Below are 20,451 nucleotides of genomic sequence, written 5' to 3' on the forward strand. Positions count from 1 at the left end.
GCGTGCGCACCATTGCCTGCATGTCCGGCGCAGACCGGGCGCGCCGCCGTGCAGGCCACGGCAGCGCTTCATTCATTTTTTGCAGGAGACATGCACATGCCCGCCCAACACCGCCGCAAGGCCCTGGCCACCCTGGCCCATGCCCCGCTTCTGGCGTCCCTGGTGACCGCCCTGGCCACCCTGAGCGCCCTGACCGCCCTCCCCGCCGCCGCGCAGGACGCACAGCCCGTGCGCCTCATCGTGGGCTACTCGGCCGGTGGCCCCGTGGACCAGGGCGCCCGCCTGCTCAGCGTGGCGCTGACCAAGGAGCTGGGCGCCTCGGTGGTGGTGGAGAACAAGCCAGGCGCCAACGCCACCATGGCCGGCAGCGAGGTCGTGCGCGCCAGGCCCGATGGCCTCACGCTGTGGTTCGCGGCCAGCCCCACCATCACCATCAGCCCCAACGTGATGAGCAAGATGTCCTTCGACCCGGCCCGTGACCTCACGCCCGTGGCGCCCGTGCTCAGCTACTACAACGTGCTGGTGGTCAACAACAACGAGCCCTACAAGACCACGGCCGAGCTCGTGGCCTATGCCAAGGCCCATCCGCAAAAGCTCAACTACGGCTCGGCCGGCGTGGGCGGCTCCAACCACCTGGGCGCGCTGCTGTTCGCGCGGCGCAGCGGCATCGAGATGAACCACATCCCCTACAAGGGCAACGCACCGGCCATGACCGACGTGATCGGCGGCCAGCTGAGCATGATGCTGGACATCATCAGCACCGCCAGCACCTACATCCAGAGCGGCAAGGTGCGCGCCGTGGCCGTGACCTCGCCGCAGCGCAATGCCTCGCTGCCCGATGTGCCCACCTTTGCCGAGTCCGGCATCGAAGGCCTCAAGGGCTTCGACGTGGGCGGCTGGTATGGCGTCTATGGGCCCAAGGGCATGTCGCCTGAACTCGTGGCCCGCCTGAACAAGTCCATCAACGCCGCCCTGGCCCAGCCGGAGCTGCGCAAGCGCCTCAAGGAACTGGGCTACGAAGAGTGGACCGGCGCACCCCAGAAACTGGCCGAGCGCGGTGCCAAGGAGCGCGCGATGTGGGCCACCGTCACCCAAGGCATTGTGGTGGACTGAGGGATACGCGGAGCATGAATCAACGAATACACCATCTGCTGGACCGCTGGCTGGCCGAAGCGCCGCAGCGTCCCTTCATCCACCTGCCCGACGGCAGCAGCCTGAGCTTTGCCGACCTGGGCGCGCTGACGGACACGGCCGAGGCCGAGCTGCGCGCGCTGCAGGTGCGGCCCGGCGACCGCGTGCTGGTCGTGGCCGAGAACTGCCCCGAACATGCGGCGCTGATCCTGGCCTGCAGCCGCGTGGGCGCCTGGTCCTGCGGCGTGAACGCGCGCATGGCGCCTGGAGAGATCGATGCCTTTGCGGCCAAGGCCGATGCGCGCGTGGTGTATTTCACCTCGGCCGCATCGGACAGCGCCAGCGGCCACGCGCGGCGCTTTGGCGCAGGCGACTCGGCCCTGGCCGGCATGCAGCACAGCCCCGTGCGCGCGCAGGCCGTGGCCGAATCCGGTGCGCTGCAGGACGAGGTGGCGGCGCTGATCTTCACCTCGGGCACCACGGGCACGCCCAAGGGCGTGATGGTGGGGCATGACGCGCTGACGCTGTTCGCTCGCGTCTCGGCCGCATCGCGCGGGCTGGGCCCCGGGGACCGCAGCTACGCCTTCGTGCCCATGACCCACATCTTCGGTCTGGGCACGGTGCTGCTGGCCTCGCTGCATGCGGGCGCGCAGATGGTGATGCGCCCGCAGTTCGACCCCGCCGATCTTCTGGATGCGCTGGCCCGCCACGGCATCTCCCAGCTGCAGGGGCCGCCCGCGCTGTACGCGCGCCTGCTGGCCTATCTGCAGGAGCAGGGCATTGCCCATCCGCAGGCGCCTGCGCTGCGCTATGTCTATACCGGCGCAGGCCCGCTGGACCTGACGCTGAAAAAGCGCGTGGAGGCCGCCTTCGGCCAGGCGCTGCACCATGGCTACGGCCTGTCGGAATACGCAGGGTCGGTCCACCTCACACGGCAGGGCGAGCAGCGGCCCGACACCAGCGCGGGCTACGTGGTGGAAGGCGCGGAAGTGCGCGCCGTGGACCCGGCCACGGGCCGCAGCCTGCCGGTGGGCAAGCGCGGCGAGCTGTGGATACGCGGGCGCGGCCTGATGCACGGCTACTTCCGCGATGACCAGGCCACGGCCGCCGTGATGCGCGAGGGCGGCTGGTACGCCAGCGGCGACCTGGGCGAGCTGCATGCCGACGGCGCACTCTTCGTGGTGGGACGGCTCAAGGAAATGATCATCCGCTCGGGCTTCAACGTCTATCCGGCCGAGGTGGAACTGGCGCTCAACGAGCTGCCCGGCGTGCAGCGCAGCGCCGTGGTCGGGCGGCCCGAGGGCGATGGCAACGAGGAGGTCATCGCCTTCGTCGAGCTGCAGCCCGGCGCCACGCTGGACAGCGCCGCAGCGCGCTCCCACCTGCGCGAACGGCTGGCGCCCTACAAGCTGCCCGCCCGCATCGTGCCCCTGGCCGAGCTGCCCACCAGCCCCAACGGCAAGGTGCTCAAGCGCCTGCTGCAGGAACAGGCGCTGCGCGTTTCCTGAGCCCGGGCCGCCCAGCAGTTGCGCCGGCCACCGCTGCCGGTGCAACCTTTGTCTTGCCCTGCCCCTTCCCTGCCCCATGTCCGGATGTGCGCACGCGCCACTGCCTTCCGGAGCCGGCCTCTGCAGCATGGACGCAACACCCCTACATTGCGCATCCGCAGGCCTTGCACCCCATCCTTCATGATGTAAAACTATGGCACTCAATGTTTCAATAGTTTTAACAAATTCATTATTTTTTCGCCTGCCTTGGCCTTGGCTGCAGTTACCGGATCCATCGTGAGATGCATCCCGGCGTGTCGGCCCGGATCTGCACAGGGCATGCATCCTCACCCCCCGCAACCACATGAATCAAGCCCATGAAAAGAATCCTCAGCCTGTTTCTCGGAGGTATTTTCCTGGTCGCTGCCAGCCTGGTTCATGCGGCCTGGCCAGACCGGCAGATCACGCTGGTTGTACCTTTCCCGGCAGGCGGTGGCACTGATGTCGTGGGGCGCATCATCGCCAAGGAGCTTGCACAACGCCTGCGCGTCAACGTGGTGGTGGAAAACCGCCCTGGCGCCTCGGGCAACATCGGCGCGCGCCAGGTCTCCAAGGCCAGTCCCGATGGATATACGCTGCTGATCTGCACCACGGCCCAGACCATCTCGGGCGCGCTGTACACGCAGGCCGGGTATGACGTGGCCAACGACCTGGAAGCCATCTCCACCATCAACGACAGTCCCCTGGTGCTCATCACACGCCCGGGCCTGCAGCTGTCGTCGGCGCAGGAGCTGATCGAGCTGGCGCGGCGCAGCCCCGGCAAGCTGACCTATGCCACGCCGGGCTATGGCAGCGCGGGCCACATGGCGGCCGAGGCCCTGAGTCTGGCCGCCGACATACGCATGCTGCACATCCCCTACCAGGGCGCCGCGCCCATGATGGCCGACCTGGTCAGCGGCCAGGTCGATATCGCCTTCGACCTGCTGATCACGGCCAAGCAGTATGTGAACCAGGGCAAGGTCAATCGCGTGGGCGTGGCCACGCGCGAGCGCTCGCCCCTCATGCCCGACTGGCAGACGCTCAGCGAGCAAAGCCCGGCCCGGCTCGGCAATTTCCACGAGACCGCATGGAATGTGCTCATGGCGCCCAAGGGCACGCCGGCCGCGATAGTGAACGCCATCAATGCACAGATGAAAAATATCCTGGCCGATGAAAAGGTGCAGCGCAAATTCATGGAGCTTGGCAGCATTCCCCTTTGGAAATCCGTGGACAGCACCAAGGCATTCGTATCCGACGACGCCAGAAAATGGAGAAAGGTGGTCAGTGATGCCGGCATCGCGAAAATCTGAAATACCCCCTTCGCCGCAGAAACTGGCAGGGCCCGATGTCAATGCGCTGCACGAATTGCTCAATGCGCTGAAAAAGCACGGCATCGACATCCCCTTCGAGCGGCTGGGACCCATCCTGGCGGAGCACCAGTTGCTGATGGAGCACCGCGGCCTCGTCAACGAACTGGCGCATGAGGCGGGTCCCTCGCACATCCACACCACCATTTCCCGTCAGAGCAACCATGCGCGGCAGTCCTGAACTTTCCATACGGCAGATGGCCAGCGCGCTGCGCGCCGGCAAGACCACCTCGGAGATGCTGACCCGGGCGGCGCTGGGACGCATCCGCGCCATGGACATCGACATCCATGCCTTCACCAATCTCGATGCCAGCGGTGCCATGGAGGCTGCGCGCGGCGCAGACATGGCGCGCGCCGAAAGCGCCGACCTGCCGCTGCTCCACGGCATTCCCGTGGCCATCAAGGACGTCTACGACGTGGCCGGCCTGCCGACCACCTGCCAGTCCTGGCTGAGCCTGGACTATGTGCCCGAGGAAGACTGCACGCCGGTGCTGCGCCTGCGCGATGCGGGCGCCATCATCCTGGGCAAGCTGGCCACGCACGAGTTCGCCATCGGCGCGCCCAGCCCCGACCTGCCGTTTCCCGCGGCCCGCAATCCCTGGGACCTGGCCCATATCCCGGGCGGATCGTCGTCGGGCTCGGGCGCCGCCATTGCGGCAGGCTTCACACGGCTGGCCCTGGGCACCTGCACGGGCGGCTCCATCCTCATACCGGCCGCCTGGTGCGGTGCCGTGGGGCTGAAACCCACCTACGGCCGCGTCTCCAAGCACGGCGTGTTTCCGCTGGCCTGGACGCTGGACCACTGCGGCCCGCTGTCGCGCAGCGTGGAGGATGCGGCCATCGCGCTGCAGGTGCTGGCCGGGCACGACCCGCTGGACCCGGCCAGCTCCACCGAACCCGTGGACGACTACTGCACGGGGCTTGAGCAGGGCGTGAAGGGCCTGACCATCGGCGTGCCGCAGGACCACTTCCAGTCGTCGCCCCAGGCGTCGCCCACGTTCCTTTCGGCCTTCGACCGCACGGCCGCGCTGCTGGCCGAGGCCGGCGCCCGTCCCATCCACGTGAGCCTGCCCCACAGCCAGCAGTTCCTGGCGGCCGGCCGCGTCATCCTCAGTGCCGAGATGTTCACCATCCATGCGCAGGACCTGCGCTCGCGCCCGCTGGACTATGGCGAGCTCACGGCGGCGCGGCTGCTGCTGGGCGCCACCGTGTCCTCGGAGGACTACCTGAACGCCCTGCGCGTGCGCCGCATGCTCGCGGCCCGCGTGGACGCGGCCCTGGACCGCTGCGACGTGCTGCTGACAGCCATCACCCTGGATACGGCGCCGCGCTTCGATCCCATGCCGCATTTCCGCCACTGGCCGGTGCAGACCCATGCCTTCAACGTGACAGGGCACCCGGCCATCAGCGTGCCGGTGGGCCTGTCGCCGCAAGGCCTGCCGCTGGCCGTGCAGGTGGTGGGACGCTACTTCGACGAGGCCCGCCTCCTGCAGGTGGCCCGGGCCATCGAGCGGCTGACCGGCTGGGAAAACCAGCTGCTGCCCGACGGCACCTGACCGCCGTGCTTGGCTTGGACACAGCCGCAGCAGCAGCCCCGGTCCTCGCTATCAGCCTGACCTCAGGCCTCCATGCGGATGATCTGGCGTATGGCCTCGCCACGCGCCAGGCGGTCGAAGCCCTCGTTGATCTGGTCCAGCGTCAGGTGGCCGGTGACCAGGCGGTCCACCGGCAGCCTGCCGGCCGCATGCAGGGCCAGGTAGCAGTCGATGTCGCGGCGCGGCACGCAGCTGCCCATGTAGCAGCCCTTGAGCGTGCGCTCCTCGGCCACCAGGTGCCAGACCGGCAGGCTGATGGTCTGGGCGCTGGAGGGCAGGCCCGCCGTCACGGTCTGGCCGCCGCGCCGCGTGATGCGGTAGGCCATCTCCAGTGCCTTGGCCGACCCCACCATCTCGAAGGCATGGTCCACGCCGCCGCCCGTCAGCGCCCGCACCTGCTTGACGGCATCCTCGTCGCCGGCATTGACGGTGTCGGTGGCGCCGAAATCGCGCGCCATGGCCAGCTTGTCGGCATTGAGGTCCACGGCCACCACGCGGGCCGCGCCCGCCGCCGCCGCGCCCATCACCGAGGACAGGCCCACGCCGCCCAGCCCCACCACGGCCACGCTCTGGCCGGGGCTCACCCTGGCGGTATTGGCCACCGCGCCCACGCCGGTCATCACGGCGCAGCCGAACAGCGCGGCCAGCTCCAGCGGCACCGACTTGTCGATGCGGTGCACGCCGCGGCGCGAGAGCACGGCATGCTCGGCAAAGGCCGAGACGCCGACGAAGTGCGAGATGGGCTGGCCATTGCGCGATAGCCGCCTGGCGCCCGACAGCAGGGTGCCCGCCACGCCGGCCTGGCCTGCGGGCTCGCAGAGCACGGGCCGGCCCTCGGCGCAGGGCTGGCAGTTGCCGCAGCCGGGCACGAAGAGCATGACCACGTGGTCGCCCACCTCCAGGTCGGTCACGCCCTCGCCCAGCGCCTGGATCACGCCTGCGGCCTCATGGCCGAGCACGATGGGCGTGTCGCGCGGACGGTCGCCGTTGATGATGGACAGGTCGGAGTGGCACACGCCTGCGGCGGCCACCTTGACCAGCACCTCGCCGGGGCCGGGCGGCGCCAGGTCCACCTCCCAGATCTCCAGCGGGCGGCTGTCGGCATAGGGCGCGGCTGCGCCCGTTCTCGTGAGTACGGCGGCGCGTGTCTTCATGATGTCTTCACCAGCTTGCAGCTGCTCTTGGACAGCGGGCGGAAGGCCTCGTCACCGGGAATGGTGGAGAGCACCTTGTAGTAGTCCCAGGGGTATCTGGATTCCTCGGGCTTCTTGATCTGCACCAGGTACATGTCGTGCACCATGCGGCCGTCCTCGCGCACCTTGCCGTTCTGGGCGAAGAAGTCCTCGATGGGCATCTGCTTGAGCTGGCGCGCCACCGCGTTGCCGTCGTCGCCCCTGGTGGCCTGCACGGCCTTGAGGTAGTTGGTGACGGCCGAGTAGGCGCCCGCATGGATCATGGAGGGCATCTTCTTCATCTTCTCGAAGAAGCGCCGCGACCAGGCGCGCGTGGCCTCGGTGCGGTCCCAGTAAAAGCCCGTGGTCAGCACCATGCCCTGGCCGTAGCGCAGGCCCAGCGCATGCACGTCGTTGATGAACAGCAGGCTGGGCACCAGGGTCTGCCTGGGCGCGATGCCGAACTCGTGCGCAGCCTTGATGGCGTTGACCGTGTCGCTGGTGGCATTGGCCAGGTTGATCACCGAGGCCTTGGACGCCTGGGCCTGCAGCAGGAAGGACGAGAAATCACTGGCGTTGAGCGGATGGAAGGTGGTGCCCACCAGCTTGCCGCCGCCGTCTTTCAGGAAGTCGGTCACATTGGCCGTCATGGCCTTGCCGAAGGCATAGTCCACGCCCAGGATGAACCAGTCCTTCTTGCCCTGGGCCAGGATGCCGCGCACCGCGCCATTGGCCAGCGCATAGCTGTCGTAGGTGTAGTGGATGGCCGTGGGCGCGCAGTGCTCGTTGGTGAGGATGTCCGAGGCGCCGCCGGTGTTGATCACCATCTTGCCGCGCTCGCGCGCCAGGTTGTTGACGGCGATGGCGACGGCCGTGTTGTTGATGTCCACGATCAGGTCCACGCCGTCGCGGTCGAACCAGGTGCGCGCATGGGTGGCGCCCACGTCGGCCTTGTTCTGGTGGTCGGCCCAGACCACCTCGATCTTCCTGCCCAGCACCTGGCCGCCGAAGTCGGCCACGGCCATCTTCGCGGCCTCGACGGAGCCGCGCCCCGCCGTGTCCGCATACAGGCCCGACATGTCGCTGAGCACGCCGATGCGCACCACATCGTCCGATATCTGCTGCGCCTGCGCCGCCGCCGTCCACAGCAGGCCGGCGCCCAGCGCGCAGCCGGCAGCGCGCGCCTTGGTCAAGCCGCCTCGCATCAAGCCTTTCCGCATATCCGTCTCCTTGTCTCGGGGTTGTTTTTCTGGATACCGAAGGCAAGCCTAAGCAGGCCATAGCGGCCCGCCTATGCGCGATTGCGAAAGGCGGGGTTGCAGCGCTGCGAAGCCGGGTTTGCCCCGACTCCGGCCCGCCGCCGCGCTCAGTCCGCCTGGATGCCGGCCACCTTGACCACCTGGGCCCATTTGCGCAGCTCGCTGCTCAGGCGCTCGCGCATCTGCTGCTGGGTGCCGGGGTCGGCCTCGGCGCCCGCCGTCAGCAGGCGCTGGCGCACGGCGGCATCGCGCAGCGCGGTGTTGAAGTCGGCGTTGATGCGCGCCAGCACGGCGGGCGGCGTGCGGGCCGGCGCAAACAGCGCGGCCCAGGAATAGGCCTCGTACTCGGGCAGGCCCGACTCGGCAATGGTGGGCACCTCGGGCAGCATGGCCGAACGCTGGCGGCTGGCCACGCCCAGCACCTTGATGCGGCCGGACTTGATGTGCTGCAGCGCGCTGGGCGCATCGGCAAACATCAGCTGCACCTGGCCGCCCAGCAGGTCGTTCATGGCCGGCGCGCTGCCCTTGTAGGGAATGTGCTGCAGCTTGATGCCTGCATGCATGTTGAACAGCTCGCCGGCCAGGTGCGTGCCGCCGCCATTGCCCGAGGAGCCGAAGCTCAGGCCGTTGCCGGACTTGGCCAGCGCGATCAGCTCGCGCACATTGCTGGCGGGCACCGAGGGATGGGCCACCAGGAAGACCGGGAACATGGCCGCAAAGCTCACGGGCGCGAAGTCGCGCTCTATGTCGTAGGTCATCTTCGGCTGCAGCGCCGGGTTCACCGCATGGTGGATGGAGCCCACGAACAGCGTATAGCCGTCGGCAGGCTCCTTGGCTGCGAGGGCCGCGCCCACCATGCCGCCGGCGCCCGCGCGGTTGTCCACCAGGTTGGGCTGCTGCCAGATCTCGCCCAGCTTCTGGGTGAAGGCGCGCGCCGTGGTGTCCACGGGACCGCCGGGCGGAAAGGGCACGATGAAGCGCACGGGCCGCGTGGGCCAGGCATCGGCCGCATGGGCCACCCGGGCTGCGGGAAACAGGCTGCTGGCAGCCAGCGCGCCGCCGGCGGACAGCAGGCGGCGGCGCTGCGACGAAAAGGAAGACGGGCGAGAGGATGGGAGGGAAGACGGGGGCATGGCGAAACTCCGGGCAACGGGCGGCGGCTTGCCGCGCGGCCCATTCTGGGCAAGCCGGCCTGCGCCGTGTTTCGCGAATGTGGAAGGCGCGCTTCCAGGGCTCCCAAGCGGTGGAAACCCTGGGAAGCGGTCCACTCCGATGCAGCCTAGTGGCTGATCATCCAGGGCCGCCGCGAGGGCGCGGACTTTGCGCCGTTGGGTGCCGTCACCGTGGCGCTGCGCCGCCCCGATCCGCAGCAGCCGCAGCCTGCCGGGTGCTTGAAGCGCGCATAGCCATGGTCATAGTCGCGCGAGCTGGCGGGCTCGTGGCGCGCTCGCTCGTTGGTGTCCATGGCGCGGCGCGTGCCGTCGGCCATCAGCGCCAGCCGGGGCGCGGCGGCCAGCACGCGCGCAGCAGCCGTGCCGCAGCCGGGGCAGGCCGCAGGCTCGTCGCGCAGGCGCAGCGGCCGCAGGGCCTCGAAGCCGCCGCATTGCACGCAGTCATAGTCGTAGGTGGGCATGGGCGGACTCCTTGGCGTCAGCGCAGGTCGGGGGACAGGGGCATGTCGATGCTGCCGTCGAACTGGACGACCGGCCCCGCCGCGTTGGGGTTGATGTCGAAGTCGAAGATGCCCGTGGGCAGCCACAGCGTGGCGCAGGAGTTGGGCACGTCCACCACGCCGCTGATATGGCCCTGCACGGGCGCCGTGCCCAGGATGGAATACGCCTGGGCGCCGCTGTAGCCGAATTTCTTCAGGTATTCGATGGCGTTCAGGCAGGCCTGGCGGTAGGCCACGTTGACATCCAGGTAGTGCTGCCTGCCGCTCTCGTCCACCGAGATGCCCTCGAAGATCAGGTAGTCGTCATAGCGCGGCGTGATGGGGCTGGGCTTGAAGATGGGGTTCTTGATGCCGTACTTGGCCATGCCGCCCTTGATGAGGCTGACCTTCATGTGCACCCAGCCGGCCATCTCGATGGCGCCGCAGAAGGTGATCTCGCCATCGCCCTGGCTGAAGTGCAGGTCGCCCACGCTCAGGCCCGCGCCGTCCACATAGACCGGAAAGAACACCTTGGCGCCGCGCGACAGATCCTTGATGTCGCAGTTGCCGCCATGCTCGCGCGGCGGCACGGTGCGCGCGCCTTCGGCGGCGGCCTTGTCGCGGGCCTCGCCGCGCATCTGGCCCATGTGGGCCGTGCCGGCCGACGGCGGGTTGGCCAGTCCGGGCACGCGCTCGGGGTCGGTGGCGATCAGGGCGCGCTCGCGCTCGTTCCACATCTCCAGCATGGGCCGGTCGGGCAGGCAGCCGATGAGGCCGGGATGGATGAGGCCGGGGAAGTTCACGCCCGGGATATGGCGCGAGCTGGTGAACATGCCCTTGAAGTCCCAGATCGATTTCTGGGCCGAGGGGAAATGGTCGGTCAGGAAGCCGCCGCCATTGTTTTTGGAGAAAAAGCCGTTGAAGCCCCAGAGGCTGTCGGGCTTGGCGCCGATGTCCAGCAGGTCCACCACCAGCAGGTCGCCGGGCTGGGCGCCCTTCACGCCCACGGGGCCGGACAGGTAGTGCACCGTGGTCAGGTCGATGTCGCGCACATCGTCGGCGCTGTCGTTGTTCTTGATGAAGCCGCCGGTCCAGTCGTAGGTCTCCAGGATGAAGTCGTCGCCGGGCTGGACCCAGCAGGCCATGGGAATGTCCGGGTGCCAGCGGTTGTGGACTCTTTCGTTGTCGGTGGGCGGGCGGTTCAGGTCCACCTTGATCAGCGTATCCGTCATGTGCAAAAACCTCCTGGGTGGGTGGGGATCGACAGCGGAGAACGGGCCGGGGTGCGGCGCGCCATTGCCGGCCTTCCTGTGGCGCCACGCTAATGCCAAAGCAGCGGCGCGCCCTCGGTGCGCCGGCAGGCGGCGCAGGGCGGGTATGAAGAAAAGGCCGGGAATGCATAAACACCATAGCAGCCGTGCCCGCCGGCCCGCCTAGGCAGCAACCCTGGGTTGACAGCCGGGCGCCGGCACTGGTGAAGCCACCCTTCCAGATTGGCGAATTGAAGCGGCCCCGCGATGCGGGCATGCTGGCGGACAGCCGCTGCGCCCGCGTGCCGGGTGCAGCGCCAAGAACACCGAGAACGGAGACACCGCCCATGCACCTGAGCGCACAGACCCACTACCAGGCCGAACTCGATGCCGGCCGCTTCTGCATACAGCAGTGCCCGCAATGCACGCGCCATGTCTTCACCCCGCGCGAGCTGTGCCCGCACTGCGGCGCCAGCCCGCTGCGCTGGGTGCGCGCCAGCGGCCAGGGCACGGTCTACTCCACCAGCACCGTCGCGCGCAAGAGCGATGCCGGTGGCGACTACAACGTGGCCCTGATCGACCTGGACGAAGGCGTGCGCATGATGGGCCGCGTCGAAGGCATTGCGCCGGCCGACGTGCGCATAGGCCAGCGCGTGAGCGCCCATGTGGCGAGCAAGGACGGACGCGGCCTGGTGCTGTTCCAGCCCGCGCTCGGACAGGCGGCACAGGGATCGCAGGGAGGTGCAGCATGAGTACCCGCATCCCCCAATCCACCCTGGACGCCGCCGCCGTGAACCGCCCGCTGCGCGGGTGCGTGGCCATTGCCGGCGCCGCCACCTATGGCTGTGGCGAGGCGCCCGGCATGGACGACATGACCCTGCTGGTGCGCGCCGCCCATGCGGCCGTGGCCGATGCGGGCCTGACCATGCAGGACATCGACGGCCTGGCCACCTGCAGCGTCAACGCCAGCATGTGGACCATGCCCGTGATCGAGCACCTGGGCATCAACCCCACCTACGTGGACGGCACGATGATCGGCGGCAGCAGCTTCATCGCCCATCTGCTGCCCGCCATCCGAGCGCTGGAGGCCGGCCAGTGCAAGGCCGTGCTGGTGTGCTACGGCAGCGCCCAGCGCTCGGCCACCTTCGGCCGCAAGGAAGGCCAGGCGGCGCGGCGATTCCTGGACCCGCAGCCCTACGAGTTCCCCTACGAGCCCGTGCTGCCCGTGACCGCCTATGCGCTGGCGGCCGCGCGCCACATGCACGAGTTCGGCACCACGCGCGAGCAACTGGCCGAGGTGGCCGTGGCCGCGCGTGCCTGGGCCCAGCTCAACCCCGAAGCCTTCATGCGCGACCCGCTGACCATCGAGGACGTGCTCTCGGCCCGCCCCATCGCCAGCCCCTTGAGCGTGCGCGACTGCTGCCTGGTGACGGACGGCGCGGGCGCCATCGTGCTGGTACGCGGCGAGCGTGCCCGCGACCTGCCGCGCCCCCCCGTCTACGTGCTGGGCAATGCCACGGCCATCTGGAACCGCCAGATCTCCTGCATGCCCGACCTGACCACCACGGCCGCCGCGCAGTCGGGCGCCCAGGCCTTTGCCATGGCGGGGCTCACCGCTGCCGACATGGACATGGCCCAGGTCTACGACGCCTTCACCATCAACACCCTGCTGTTCCTGGAGGACCTGGGCTTTTGCGCCAAGGGCGAGGGCGGCGCCTTCGTGTCCAAGGGCGGTATCGCGCCCGGCGGGCGGCTGGCCGTCAACACCAACGGCGGCGGCCTGTCCTGCGTGCACCCGGGCATGTACGGCATCTTTGCGCTGATTGAGGCCGTGCGCCAGCTGCGCGGCGAGGCCGGCCAGCGCCAGCTGGGACGCCACCGCACGGCCGTGGTCCATGGCAATGGCGGCACCCTTTCCAGCCAGTCCACGGCTGTGCTGGGTACGGCCGAGGCGCTTTGATTCCGTAGAGAGAAGAAAGAACACCGCAATGATCCGCGACCAAGAAACCCTCGAAGCCCTGCTGGACAGCGTGCGCCGCTTTGTGCGCGAGCGCCTGGTGCCCGCCGAGAACGAAGTGGCCGAGACCGACGAGATTCCCGAGTCCATCGTGCAGGAGATGCGCAACCTGGGCCTGTTCGGCATGACCATCCCCGAGCAGTTCGGCGGGCTGGAGCTGACCATGGAGGAAGAGGTGCGCGTGCTCTTCGAGCTGTGCCAGACCGCGCCGGCCTTCCGCTCGGTGATCGGCACGACCGTGGGCATAGGCTCGCAGGGCATCCTCATCGACGGCACGCCCGAGCAGCAGGCGGCCTGGCTGCCCAAGCTGGCCACGGGCGAGATCATGGCCTCGTTCGCGCTGACCGAGCCCGAGGCGGGATCGGACGCGGCCTCGCTGCGCACCACCGCCATCAGGGATGGGGACCACTACGTGGTCAACGGCAACAAGCGCTTCATCACCAATGCGCCGCATGCGGGCATGTTCACGCTGATGGCGCGCACCGACCCGGCCAACAAGGGCGCGGGCGGCGTCTCGGCCTTCATCGTGGATGCGAAGTCGCCGGGCATCAGCTTCGGCAAGAACGACGTGAAGATGGGCCAGAAGGGCGCGCACACCTGCGACGTGTTCTTCGACAACGTGCGCGTGCCGGCGGCCAACCTCATCGGCCTGAAGGAAGGCCAGGGCTTCAAGACCGCCATGAAGGTGCTGGACAAGGGCCGCATCCACATCGCGGCCGTGAGCGTGGGCGTGGCGCAGCGCATCCTGCGCGACGCGCTGAACTATGCGCTGGAGCGCAAGCAGTTCGGCCAGCCCATCTGCGAGTTCCAGCTGGTGCAGGCCATGCTGGCCGACAGCCAGGCCGAGCTGTACGCGGCCGAGTGCATGGTGATCGACGCAGCGCGCCGCCGCGACGAGGGCCGCAACGTCTCCACCGAGGCCTCGTGCTGCAAGATGTTCGCCACCGAGATGGTGGGCCGCGTGGCTGACCGCGCCGTGCAGATCCTGGGCGGCTCGGGCTACCTGGCCGAGTTCGGCATCGAGCGCTTCTACCGCGACGTGCGGCTGTTCCGCCTGTACGAAGGCACGACCCAGATCCAGCAGGTCATCATCGCGCGCAACATGGTGCGCGAGGCGCGCGCCGCATGAGCCGCATGAGCGCACCGGCCCCCGACCGCAATGCCTTCATGCGGCTGATCGGCGCCTCGCAGGTGCCCGCGCCGCCCGGCAAGGTCCATGTGCGCCTGCCCCACATGCGCGAGGAACTGCTCAACCAGCTGCCCGCCGCGCACGGCGGCGTGCTCATGACGCTGCTGGACTCCGTGATGTCGCGCGCCGCCGGCGAGCTGCCCGGTGCGCCATCGCAGACCGCCGTGACGGTGGAGATGAGCAGCCGCTTCCACCGCCCGGGCAAGGGCGCGCTGCTGGCCGAAGGCTGGGTGGTGCACGCCAGCCGCAGCCTGTGCAGCTGCGCGGCGCAGTTGCTCGATGAAGACGGAAAGCTGGTGGCCACGGCCACCGGCACCTTCAAATACTGGCTGGCACCGACCACGCTGGACCGGGACACGACCCAGGCCGACTGAACGGGCGGCGGTCGGCGGGTTGCCGTTGGCCGGCGGCTATTCCAGCGTGAGCCGGCCCTGTGCGTCGGCCACCAGCAGCTCCACCAGCTCCTGGGCGAAGGACGGCAGGGCCTCCAGGCTGCGCACGCAGATCTGCATCTCGCGCACCGACCAGGCATCGGACAGCGGCACGATGGCGATGTCCATGGAATGCGCATGGCGGCTGGCGGCCGATTCGGGCAGCACGCCCACGCCCACGCCGGACTCGATCATGCGGCAGGCCGTCTCGAAGTTGCCCACCTGGATGCGCTGCTTGATGGGCCGGTGCAGCTGGTCGCTGGCCTGGCGCAGGAAGGCGTGGATGGCGCTGGATTCGTGCAGGCCCACATGGTCCAGGTCCAGCGTGTCGGCAAAGGCCATCTGCATCTCGCCATCGAGCGCATGGCCGCGCGGCACGACCAGCACCAGGCGGTCGCGGCGGTAGGGCAGGGTCTCCAGGTTCTCGGTGCGCACCAGGCCGGCGACGATGCCGATGTCGGTCTGCCCCTCGGTCACCGCACGCACGATGTCGTGCGACAGGCGCTCGCGCAGGTCGATGTTCACGTCGGGATTGCGGCGCAGGTAGTGGCGCAGCACGGGCGGCAGGAACTCGCCCAGCGAGGTGGTGTTGGCAAACACCCGCACATGGCCCTTGATGCCGCGCACGTACTCCTGCATGTCGCCGCGCAGGTGCTCGATCTGGCCCAGCACCATGCGCGCATGGGTGACGAAGGCCTGGCCCGGCGGCGTCAGCGTCACGCCCTGGCTGGTGCGGTACAGCAGCTTGGTGCCGATGCTCTCCTCCAGGTTCTTGATGCGGGTGCTGGCCGCCGGCAGGGAGATGAAGGAAAGTTCCGCGCCACGCGTCATGCTGTTGGCGTCGGCGATGTGCACCATAAGGCGCAGATCCACAAGATCGAAATGCATGGCCATCCGGCATTGTAGAAAGCCGCAGGCTCCGGCACTGAGCCGCGCGCGTCAGTACAAACCGCAGTGCCAGCCCGTGCGCGAACGCGCGCTTTCACAAATGCGAAGCCGCAGCAGGCCCGCGCGCCGTAGCATGGGCCCATCTGCCCGGGATAGCCGCCTCAGCCCATGAACCACACAGAAACCCCCTCCCCCAGCCCCATCCACAACACGGCCACCCAGACCGCAGGAGCGCTGGGCCATCTGCGCGTGCTCGACCTCTCGCGCGTGCTGGCCGGCCCCTGGTGCACCCAGAACCTGGCCGACATGGGGGCCGACGTGATCAAGATCGAAAAGCCCGGCGAGGGCGACGACACGCGCCACTGGGGCCCGCCCTTCTTTCCCGATGCGCAAGGCAACCCCTCGGACAACGCCGTGTACTTCGCGGCCTGCAACCGCAACAAGCGATCGGTCACCGTGGACATGGCCACGGCCGAGGGCCAGCAGCTGATCCGCGAGCTGGCCATGCAAAGCGATGTGGTGGTGGAGAACTTCAAGACCGGAGGCCTCAAGCGCTACGGCCTGGACTACGCCTCGCTGAGCGCGCTGAACCCGCGCCTGATCTATTGCTCGGTCACGGGCTTCGGCCAGACCGGGCCCTATGCGCCGCGCGCCGGCTACGACCTGCTGGTGCAGGCCATGAGCGGCCTCATGAGCATCACGGGCCGCGCCGACAGCGAGCCCGGCGGCGGCCCGCTGCGCGTGGGCGTGGCCGTGATCGACCTGTTCACCGGCATGTATGCGACCACGGCCATCCTGGGCGCCGTGGAGGCACGCCACCACACGGGGCGGGGCCAGCACATCGACATGGCCTTGCTGGACGTGGCCATGGCCGTGCTGGCCAACCAGGGCGCGGGCTTCCTGAACACCGGCCATGTGCCGGGCCGCCAGGGCAACACCCACCCCAGCGTCGTGCCCTACCAGGACTTCCCCACGGCCGACGGCCGCATGCTGCTGGCCATCGGCAACGACGGCCAGTTCGCGCGCTTTTGCGGGGCCGCCGGCGTGGACTGGGCGCGTGACGAGCGCTTTGCCACCAATGCCGGCCGCGTCATCCACCGCGATGCGCTGATCCCGCTGATGGCCGAACTCACGCGCGGCCGGCCCACGGCCGAGTGGATCGCGCTGCTGGAGGACAAGGCCGTGCCCTGCGGCCCCATCAACCACATCGGCCAGGCCTTCGACGATGCCCAGGTGCAGGCGCGCGGCCTGCGCGTGGAGCAGGAGCGCTATCCGGGCGCCACGCCGCCTGCGGGCGAGACCATCAACCGCGTGGTGACCACGGCCAGCCCGCTGCGCCTGTCGGACACGCCCACCACGCTGCGCCATGCGCCGCCGGCCCTGGGCCAGCACACGGACGAGGTGCTGCGCGAACGCCTGGGCCTGGATGCGCAGCAGCTGCAGGCCCTGCGCGGCAAGGGCGTGGTCTGAGCGACTGGCGACTGGCGACTGGCGACTGGCGACAGACGCCGGTCGCCTTGATGCGCTGAAGTTTCCGAGGCCTTGAAGCCGGCCATCCGCGGACGCGGATGGCTTGGCTGCGGGCCTGCAAACGGCTTTTAGGACACGTCCTATCCAAAATCAGATGGCGGGCATCCTCATCCTCAGACGGTGCGGAAATAATTCCCACCACAGATGCAGATAGCCACTTTTTCCCTGTCCGAAGTCCCTAGGACAACTACCCGCAATGCCCGCCCCCAGCGCGCGGCAGCCGCCGCCGAACGCCTGGCCGCAGCGGGTACCCGCTTGCCAAACGGTGCAGGCGGATGGTTCGCAATCCTCTGCATCTTCCCCGCTGCTGCGCCATGCCCGCGAAGCGCCCGCCGCAGCGCAGGCGCACGGACAGGGCCTGCGCCATGAGGCCCCGCATCAAGGGCCGCATCTGCAGGACCTCGGGCTGGTTCCCACCCTGAGCGGGCACTGCGGCCCTCGTTTTCTCTTTCGCTGATACCCGTTCCACCTTGCTCTGCGCGGCAGGCAAGGTGCGCCCTGCTGCACGCCTTTTTTCCCCTTGCCGTTCAAGGGACACGCCTACAGGACTTCGCCATGCAAGCCTTTCGCAATCTCAAGATCTCCTCCAAGCTGCTGCTGGCCTTCGTGGCCGTCCTGGCGCTGACCACCTTCGTGGGCCTCTATGCCGTGCTGCAGCTCAGCCGGATCAACCAGGCGTCCATCGATATCGCCACGCGCTGGATGCCTTCATCACGCATGTTGCTCGACATCCGCGCCACCACGGCCCGCTACCGCGTCAACGAGCTGCAGTACCTGATATCCACCAGCGAGCAGGACATCGGTGCCTTCGACAGGATCATGGGCGAGCTGTGGAAGAAGACCCAGACCAGCTACGACAACTACGCCAGCTTCATCAGCTCCGCGCCGGAGAAGGCCGCCTACGACGAACTGGGCCGGCTGCGCAACGAGTACGCCAAGGAGCACGCCATGGTCATGGCCCTGGCGCGCAATGGCCGCAAGGACGAAGCCCTGGTGCTGGCCCAGGGCGAATCGCTGGAGCTGAGCCGGCGCCTGTATGACCAGATCGACCGCATGGTGCAGATCGATCATGAAGGCGGACAGCAGGCCAACGACCACGCCAATGCCCTCTACCGCAGCGCACGCATCTGGGTGGTCGGCCTGCTGGGAGCCAGCATTTTGCTGGGGCTGGCCCTGGCGCTCACGCTGGCGCGCATCGTGGCGCGTCCGCTGAACGAGGCCCTGGGCGTGGCCCAGGCCGTGGCCGAAGGCGACCTGACGCGCCGCATCCAGGCCACCACCACCGACGAAACAGGCCAGCTGCTGCACGCACTGCACCGCATGGACCAGAGCCTCATCCACATCGTCCGGCAGGTGCGCAGTGGCACGGACTCGATCGCCACGGCCTCCAGCCAGATCGCCTCGGGCAACAACGATCTTTCGGTGCGCACCGAGCACCAGGCCAGCTCGCTGGAAGAAACCGCTGCCTCCATGGAGCAGCTCACCGTCACGGTGCGTCAGAACACCGACAACGCGCGCCAGGCCAACCAGCTGGCGGCTTCGGCCTCGGCCGTCGCCCAGCAAGGCGGCGAGGTGGTCTCCCAGGTGGTGGACACCATGGGCGCCATCCATGCCTCCTCGCGCAAGATCGCCGACATCATCGGCGTGATCGACGCCATCGCCTTTCAGACCAACATCCTCGCGCTCAACGCGGCCGTGGAAGCGGCCCGCGCGGGCGAGCAGGGCCGTGGGTTTGCCGTGGTTGCGGCCGAAGTGCGCGCCCTGGCGCGGCGCTGCGCCGATGCGGCCAAGGAGATCAAGCTGCTCATCGAGGACTCCAACGGCAAGGTCAGCACCGGATCGGCCCTGGTGGCGCAGGCCGGGCAGACCATGCAGAACATCGTCAGCAGCGTGCGCAACGTGACCGACATCATGGGAGAGATCACGGCCGCCAGCGTCGAGCAGACGGCGGGTCTGGAGCAGATCAACCAGGCCATCTCGCAGATGGACCAGGTCACCCAGCAGAACGCCGCCCTGGTCGAGGAAGCCGCCGCCGCCGCCCAGTCCCTGCAGGAGCAGGCCTATGGCCTGCAGCAGGCCGTGAGCGTCTTCAAGCTGGAGCAAGGCCTGGAACTCACCGCCCTGCCCGCCACCCCTCAGCCCATTCCGGCTCCAGGCCTGGCCAGGATCACCAGCGCTGCCCAGTCAGGCCGCTGGGAAGCGCATTGATCAGAAGGAATGGGCCATGCCCACGCCGAAGGCCGTGCGCGAGCTCTGGTTCTCGTAGCGCTGGTGTCCCAGGCTGGTGTAGAGCATGGTGCGCTTGGACAGCGCGTACTCGGCGCCCAGCGACAGCATGTTGTTGGTATCGCGGTCCAGGCGCTGGCGTGCATAGCTGGCCTTGAGCGTGGTCGCCCCGATGCCGTAGGTGGCGCCCAGCGAGACCATGCGCGACTTGTCGGGACCCGTGCCGGGCGTGCCCGACTTGCTGCGGTCATAGGCCAGCATCACCGCTGCCGTGCCGATGCGGTACTTGCCGCCCATGTACAGGTCGGTGTCGCCGCTGCCGTTGCGCTCGTGCGCCAGCATGGCCGCCACCGCGCCCTGGTCGTAGTTGACCGACACCGAGCGCGCACGGCCCTGGCGGCCCGGCGCCTCGGTGCGCTCGGGCGAGGCGCTCAGGTGCAGCGAAAATCCGCCGAACTTGGGCGAGTCGTAGAACACGCCGTTGGACATGCGGCCGTACTCGGGCGAGCCGTTGTTGCTGGCGCGGTCGGTCGGCGTCAGGTAGTGGGCCATGTGCCAGGCCGGCGAGGCGATGCGGTTGAAGTTGCCCCAGGGATCGAACTGCCACTCCTGGCTCCACATGGCGCTGAGCGCGCGGCCCAGGCGCAGATGGCCCCAGCTGCCCTGCAGGCCCACGGTGGACTCGTCATGCCAGAAGGGCTTCTTCGGATAGTCCTCGGTCAGGCCCGTGTCCAGGTCGAAACGCGTGCTCAGCCGGAAGGTGGCCTTCAGGCCTCCGCCCAGGTCCTCGAAACCGGCAATCGCCAGGTTGCTGCGCTGAATCGTGCCCAGCTTGCTGGTCTTGTCGAAATCCCGGAACACGCCAGCGTCGAGATAACCGCTGATGGTGACGTTGGAGCCTGTGGCAGATGACTGGGCAGCCACCGGCAGGGCAGCCGCAACGGCGAGAGAAGCAAGGGTCAAGCGGGAGGTACAACGCATCCTGAACGGGTTCCTGGAAATGAAAGATGGCACAACACCGGCGCGGCCCGGGGGCATGCGCAAACGGCGACGGGGGTTGCCACGACAGAGGTGGCTGGAAGGTGCGCGGCGGGCTGGTGGCTTGCAGCGACTTGGAGGCAGCCAGGATGCAGATCGCAGCATGATCGCTGCACATTCATTGCACATCCCGGCCAAAGACGTCATCCGCGCAGATGGCGAACGACAGCCGGCATTATGA

General features: G+C 68.6%; 18 protein-coding genes. 11 read left to right on the top strand and 7 right to left on the bottom strand.

All coding sequences use genetic code 11. The annotated features are described in order from the left end of the window. The first annotated feature begins 96 nt into the window (after nt 1-96). From BW39_RS17280 to BW39_RS17300, 5 genes are all read left to right on the top strand, one after another. Nucleotides 97-1,113 carry a Bug family tripartite tricarboxylate transporter substrate binding protein gene (locus BW39_RS17280; protein ID WP_043823455.1) on the top strand — a complete coding sequence of 339 codons (1,017 nt, stop codon included), beginning with the start codon at nt 97-99 and terminating at the stop codon, nt 1,111-1,113. Between the two features lie 14 nt (nt 1,114-1,127). Further along, nucleotides 1,128-2,639 (top strand): class I adenylate-forming enzyme family protein, encoded by a 1,512-nt coding sequence (locus tag BW39_RS17285; protein ID WP_043823275.1) that lies wholly within the window; start codon nt 1,128-1,130, stop codon nt 2,637-2,639. 356 nt (nt 2,640-2,995) lie between these two features. After that, nucleotides 2,996-3,967 (top strand): tripartite tricarboxylate transporter substrate binding protein, encoded by a 972-nt coding sequence (locus BW39_RS17290; RefSeq protein WP_043823277.1) that lies wholly within the window; start codon nt 2,996-2,998, stop codon nt 3,965-3,967. Then, nucleotides 3,945-4,205, top strand: coding sequence for a hypothetical protein (locus tag BW39_RS17295; RefSeq protein WP_013800077.1), 261 nt, complete (start codon nt 3,945-3,947; stop codon nt 4,203-4,205). The genes BW39_RS17290 and BW39_RS17295 overlap by 23 nt, the downstream gene beginning before the upstream one ends. Beyond that, nucleotides 4,189-5,580, top strand: coding sequence for an amidase (locus BW39_RS17300; RefSeq protein ID WP_043823278.1), 1,392 nt, complete (start codon nt 4,189-4,191; stop codon nt 5,578-5,580). The genes BW39_RS17295 and BW39_RS17300 overlap by 17 nt, the downstream gene beginning before the upstream one ends. A 62-nt stretch (nt 5,581-5,642) precedes the next feature. On the opposite strand, the gene BW39_RS17305 is transcribed toward BW39_RS17300, so the two are convergent. The 5 genes from BW39_RS17305 to fmdA form a co-directional block, all read right to left on the bottom strand. Further along, nucleotides 5,643-6,773, bottom strand: coding sequence for a zinc-dependent alcohol dehydrogenase family protein (locus tag BW39_RS17305; protein WP_043823281.1), 1,131 nt, complete (start codon nt 6,771-6,773; stop codon nt 5,643-5,645). Then, entirely contained in the window at nt 6,770-8,011 is a 1,242-nt protein-coding gene (locus BW39_RS17310) for an ABC transporter substrate-binding protein (RefSeq protein ID WP_034397661.1), read from the bottom strand. The genes BW39_RS17305 and BW39_RS17310 overlap by 4 nt, the downstream gene beginning before the upstream one ends. A 146-nt stretch (nt 8,012-8,157) precedes the next feature. After that, the gene (locus BW39_RS17315; protein WP_043823283.1) at nt 8,158-9,183 is read right to left on the bottom strand and encodes a tripartite tricarboxylate transporter substrate binding protein; all 1,026 of its coding nucleotides are present in this window, start codon (nt 9,181-9,183) and stop codon (nt 8,158-8,160) included. Between the two features lie 146 nt (nt 9,184-9,329). After that, a complete protein-coding gene (locus BW39_RS17320; protein ID WP_013800072.1) occupies nt 9,330-9,683 on the bottom strand; it encodes a zinc ribbon domain-containing protein in 354 nt (117 codons plus the stop codon). A gap of 17 nt (nt 9,684-9,700) precedes the next feature. Continuing rightward, a complete protein-coding gene (fmdA, locus tag BW39_RS17325; RefSeq protein ID WP_013800071.1) occupies nt 9,701-10,933 on the bottom strand; it encodes a formamidase in 1,233 nt (410 codons plus the stop codon). 365 nt (nt 10,934-11,298) lie between these two features. Between fmdA and BW39_RS17330 the strand changes: the two genes are divergently transcribed. From BW39_RS17330 to BW39_RS17345, 4 genes are read left to right on the top strand one after another with little or no spacing between them, the layout of a single operon-like run. Then, complete coding sequence (locus BW39_RS17330; RefSeq protein ID WP_016452202.1) at nt 11,299-11,703, top strand: Zn-ribbon domain-containing OB-fold protein; 405 nt, start codon at nt 11,299-11,301, stop codon at nt 11,701-11,703. Next, the gene (locus BW39_RS17335; RefSeq protein WP_043823284.1) at nt 11,700-12,911 is read left to right on the top strand and encodes a thiolase; all 1,212 of its coding nucleotides are present in this window, start codon (nt 11,700-11,702) and stop codon (nt 12,909-12,911) included. The genes BW39_RS17330 and BW39_RS17335 overlap by 4 nt, the downstream gene beginning before the upstream one ends. Before the next feature lie 28 nt (nt 12,912-12,939). Further along, nucleotides 12,940-14,097 (top strand): acyl-CoA dehydrogenase family protein, encoded by a 1,158-nt coding sequence (locus tag BW39_RS17340; RefSeq protein ID WP_013800068.1) that lies wholly within the window; start codon nt 12,940-12,942, stop codon nt 14,095-14,097. 5 nt (nt 14,098-14,102) lie between these two features. Then, nucleotides 14,103-14,531: a PaaI family thioesterase gene (locus tag BW39_RS17345; protein ID WP_043823458.1), complete on the top strand. Its 429-nt coding sequence runs from the start codon at nt 14,103-14,105 to the stop codon at nt 14,529-14,531. Nucleotides 14,532-14,567: 36 nt separating this feature from the next. Here the strand turns inward: BW39_RS17345 and BW39_RS17350 are convergent, their stop codons facing one another. Continuing rightward, nucleotides 14,568-15,482: a LysR family transcriptional regulator gene (locus BW39_RS17350; RefSeq protein WP_012202113.1), complete on the bottom strand. Its 915-nt coding sequence runs from the start codon at nt 15,480-15,482 to the stop codon at nt 14,568-14,570. Nucleotides 15,483-15,644: 162 nt separating this feature from the next. Between BW39_RS17350 and BW39_RS17355 the strand changes: the two genes are divergently transcribed. Beyond that, nucleotides 15,645-16,946, top strand: coding sequence for a CaiB/BaiF CoA transferase family protein (locus tag BW39_RS17355; protein WP_043823287.1), 1,302 nt, complete (start codon nt 15,645-15,647; stop codon nt 16,944-16,946). Nucleotides 16,947-17,561: 615 nt separating this feature from the next. Then, a complete protein-coding gene (locus BW39_RS17360) occupies nt 17,562-19,214 on the top strand; it encodes a methyl-accepting chemotaxis protein (protein ID WP_043823290.1) in 1,653 nt (550 codons plus the stop codon). On the opposite strand, the gene BW39_RS17365 is transcribed toward BW39_RS17360, so the two are convergent. Continuing rightward, a complete protein-coding gene (locus tag BW39_RS17365; RefSeq protein ID WP_012202110.1) occupies nt 19,215-20,213 on the bottom strand; it encodes a porin in 999 nt (332 codons plus the stop codon). Nucleotides 20,214-20,451: the final 238 nt, after the last annotated feature.

The organism is Delftia sp. RIT313 (genome assembly GCF_000632165.1).
Classification (GTDB): domain Bacteria; phylum Pseudomonadota; class Gammaproteobacteria; order Burkholderiales; family Burkholderiaceae_C; genus Comamonas; species Comamonas acidovorans.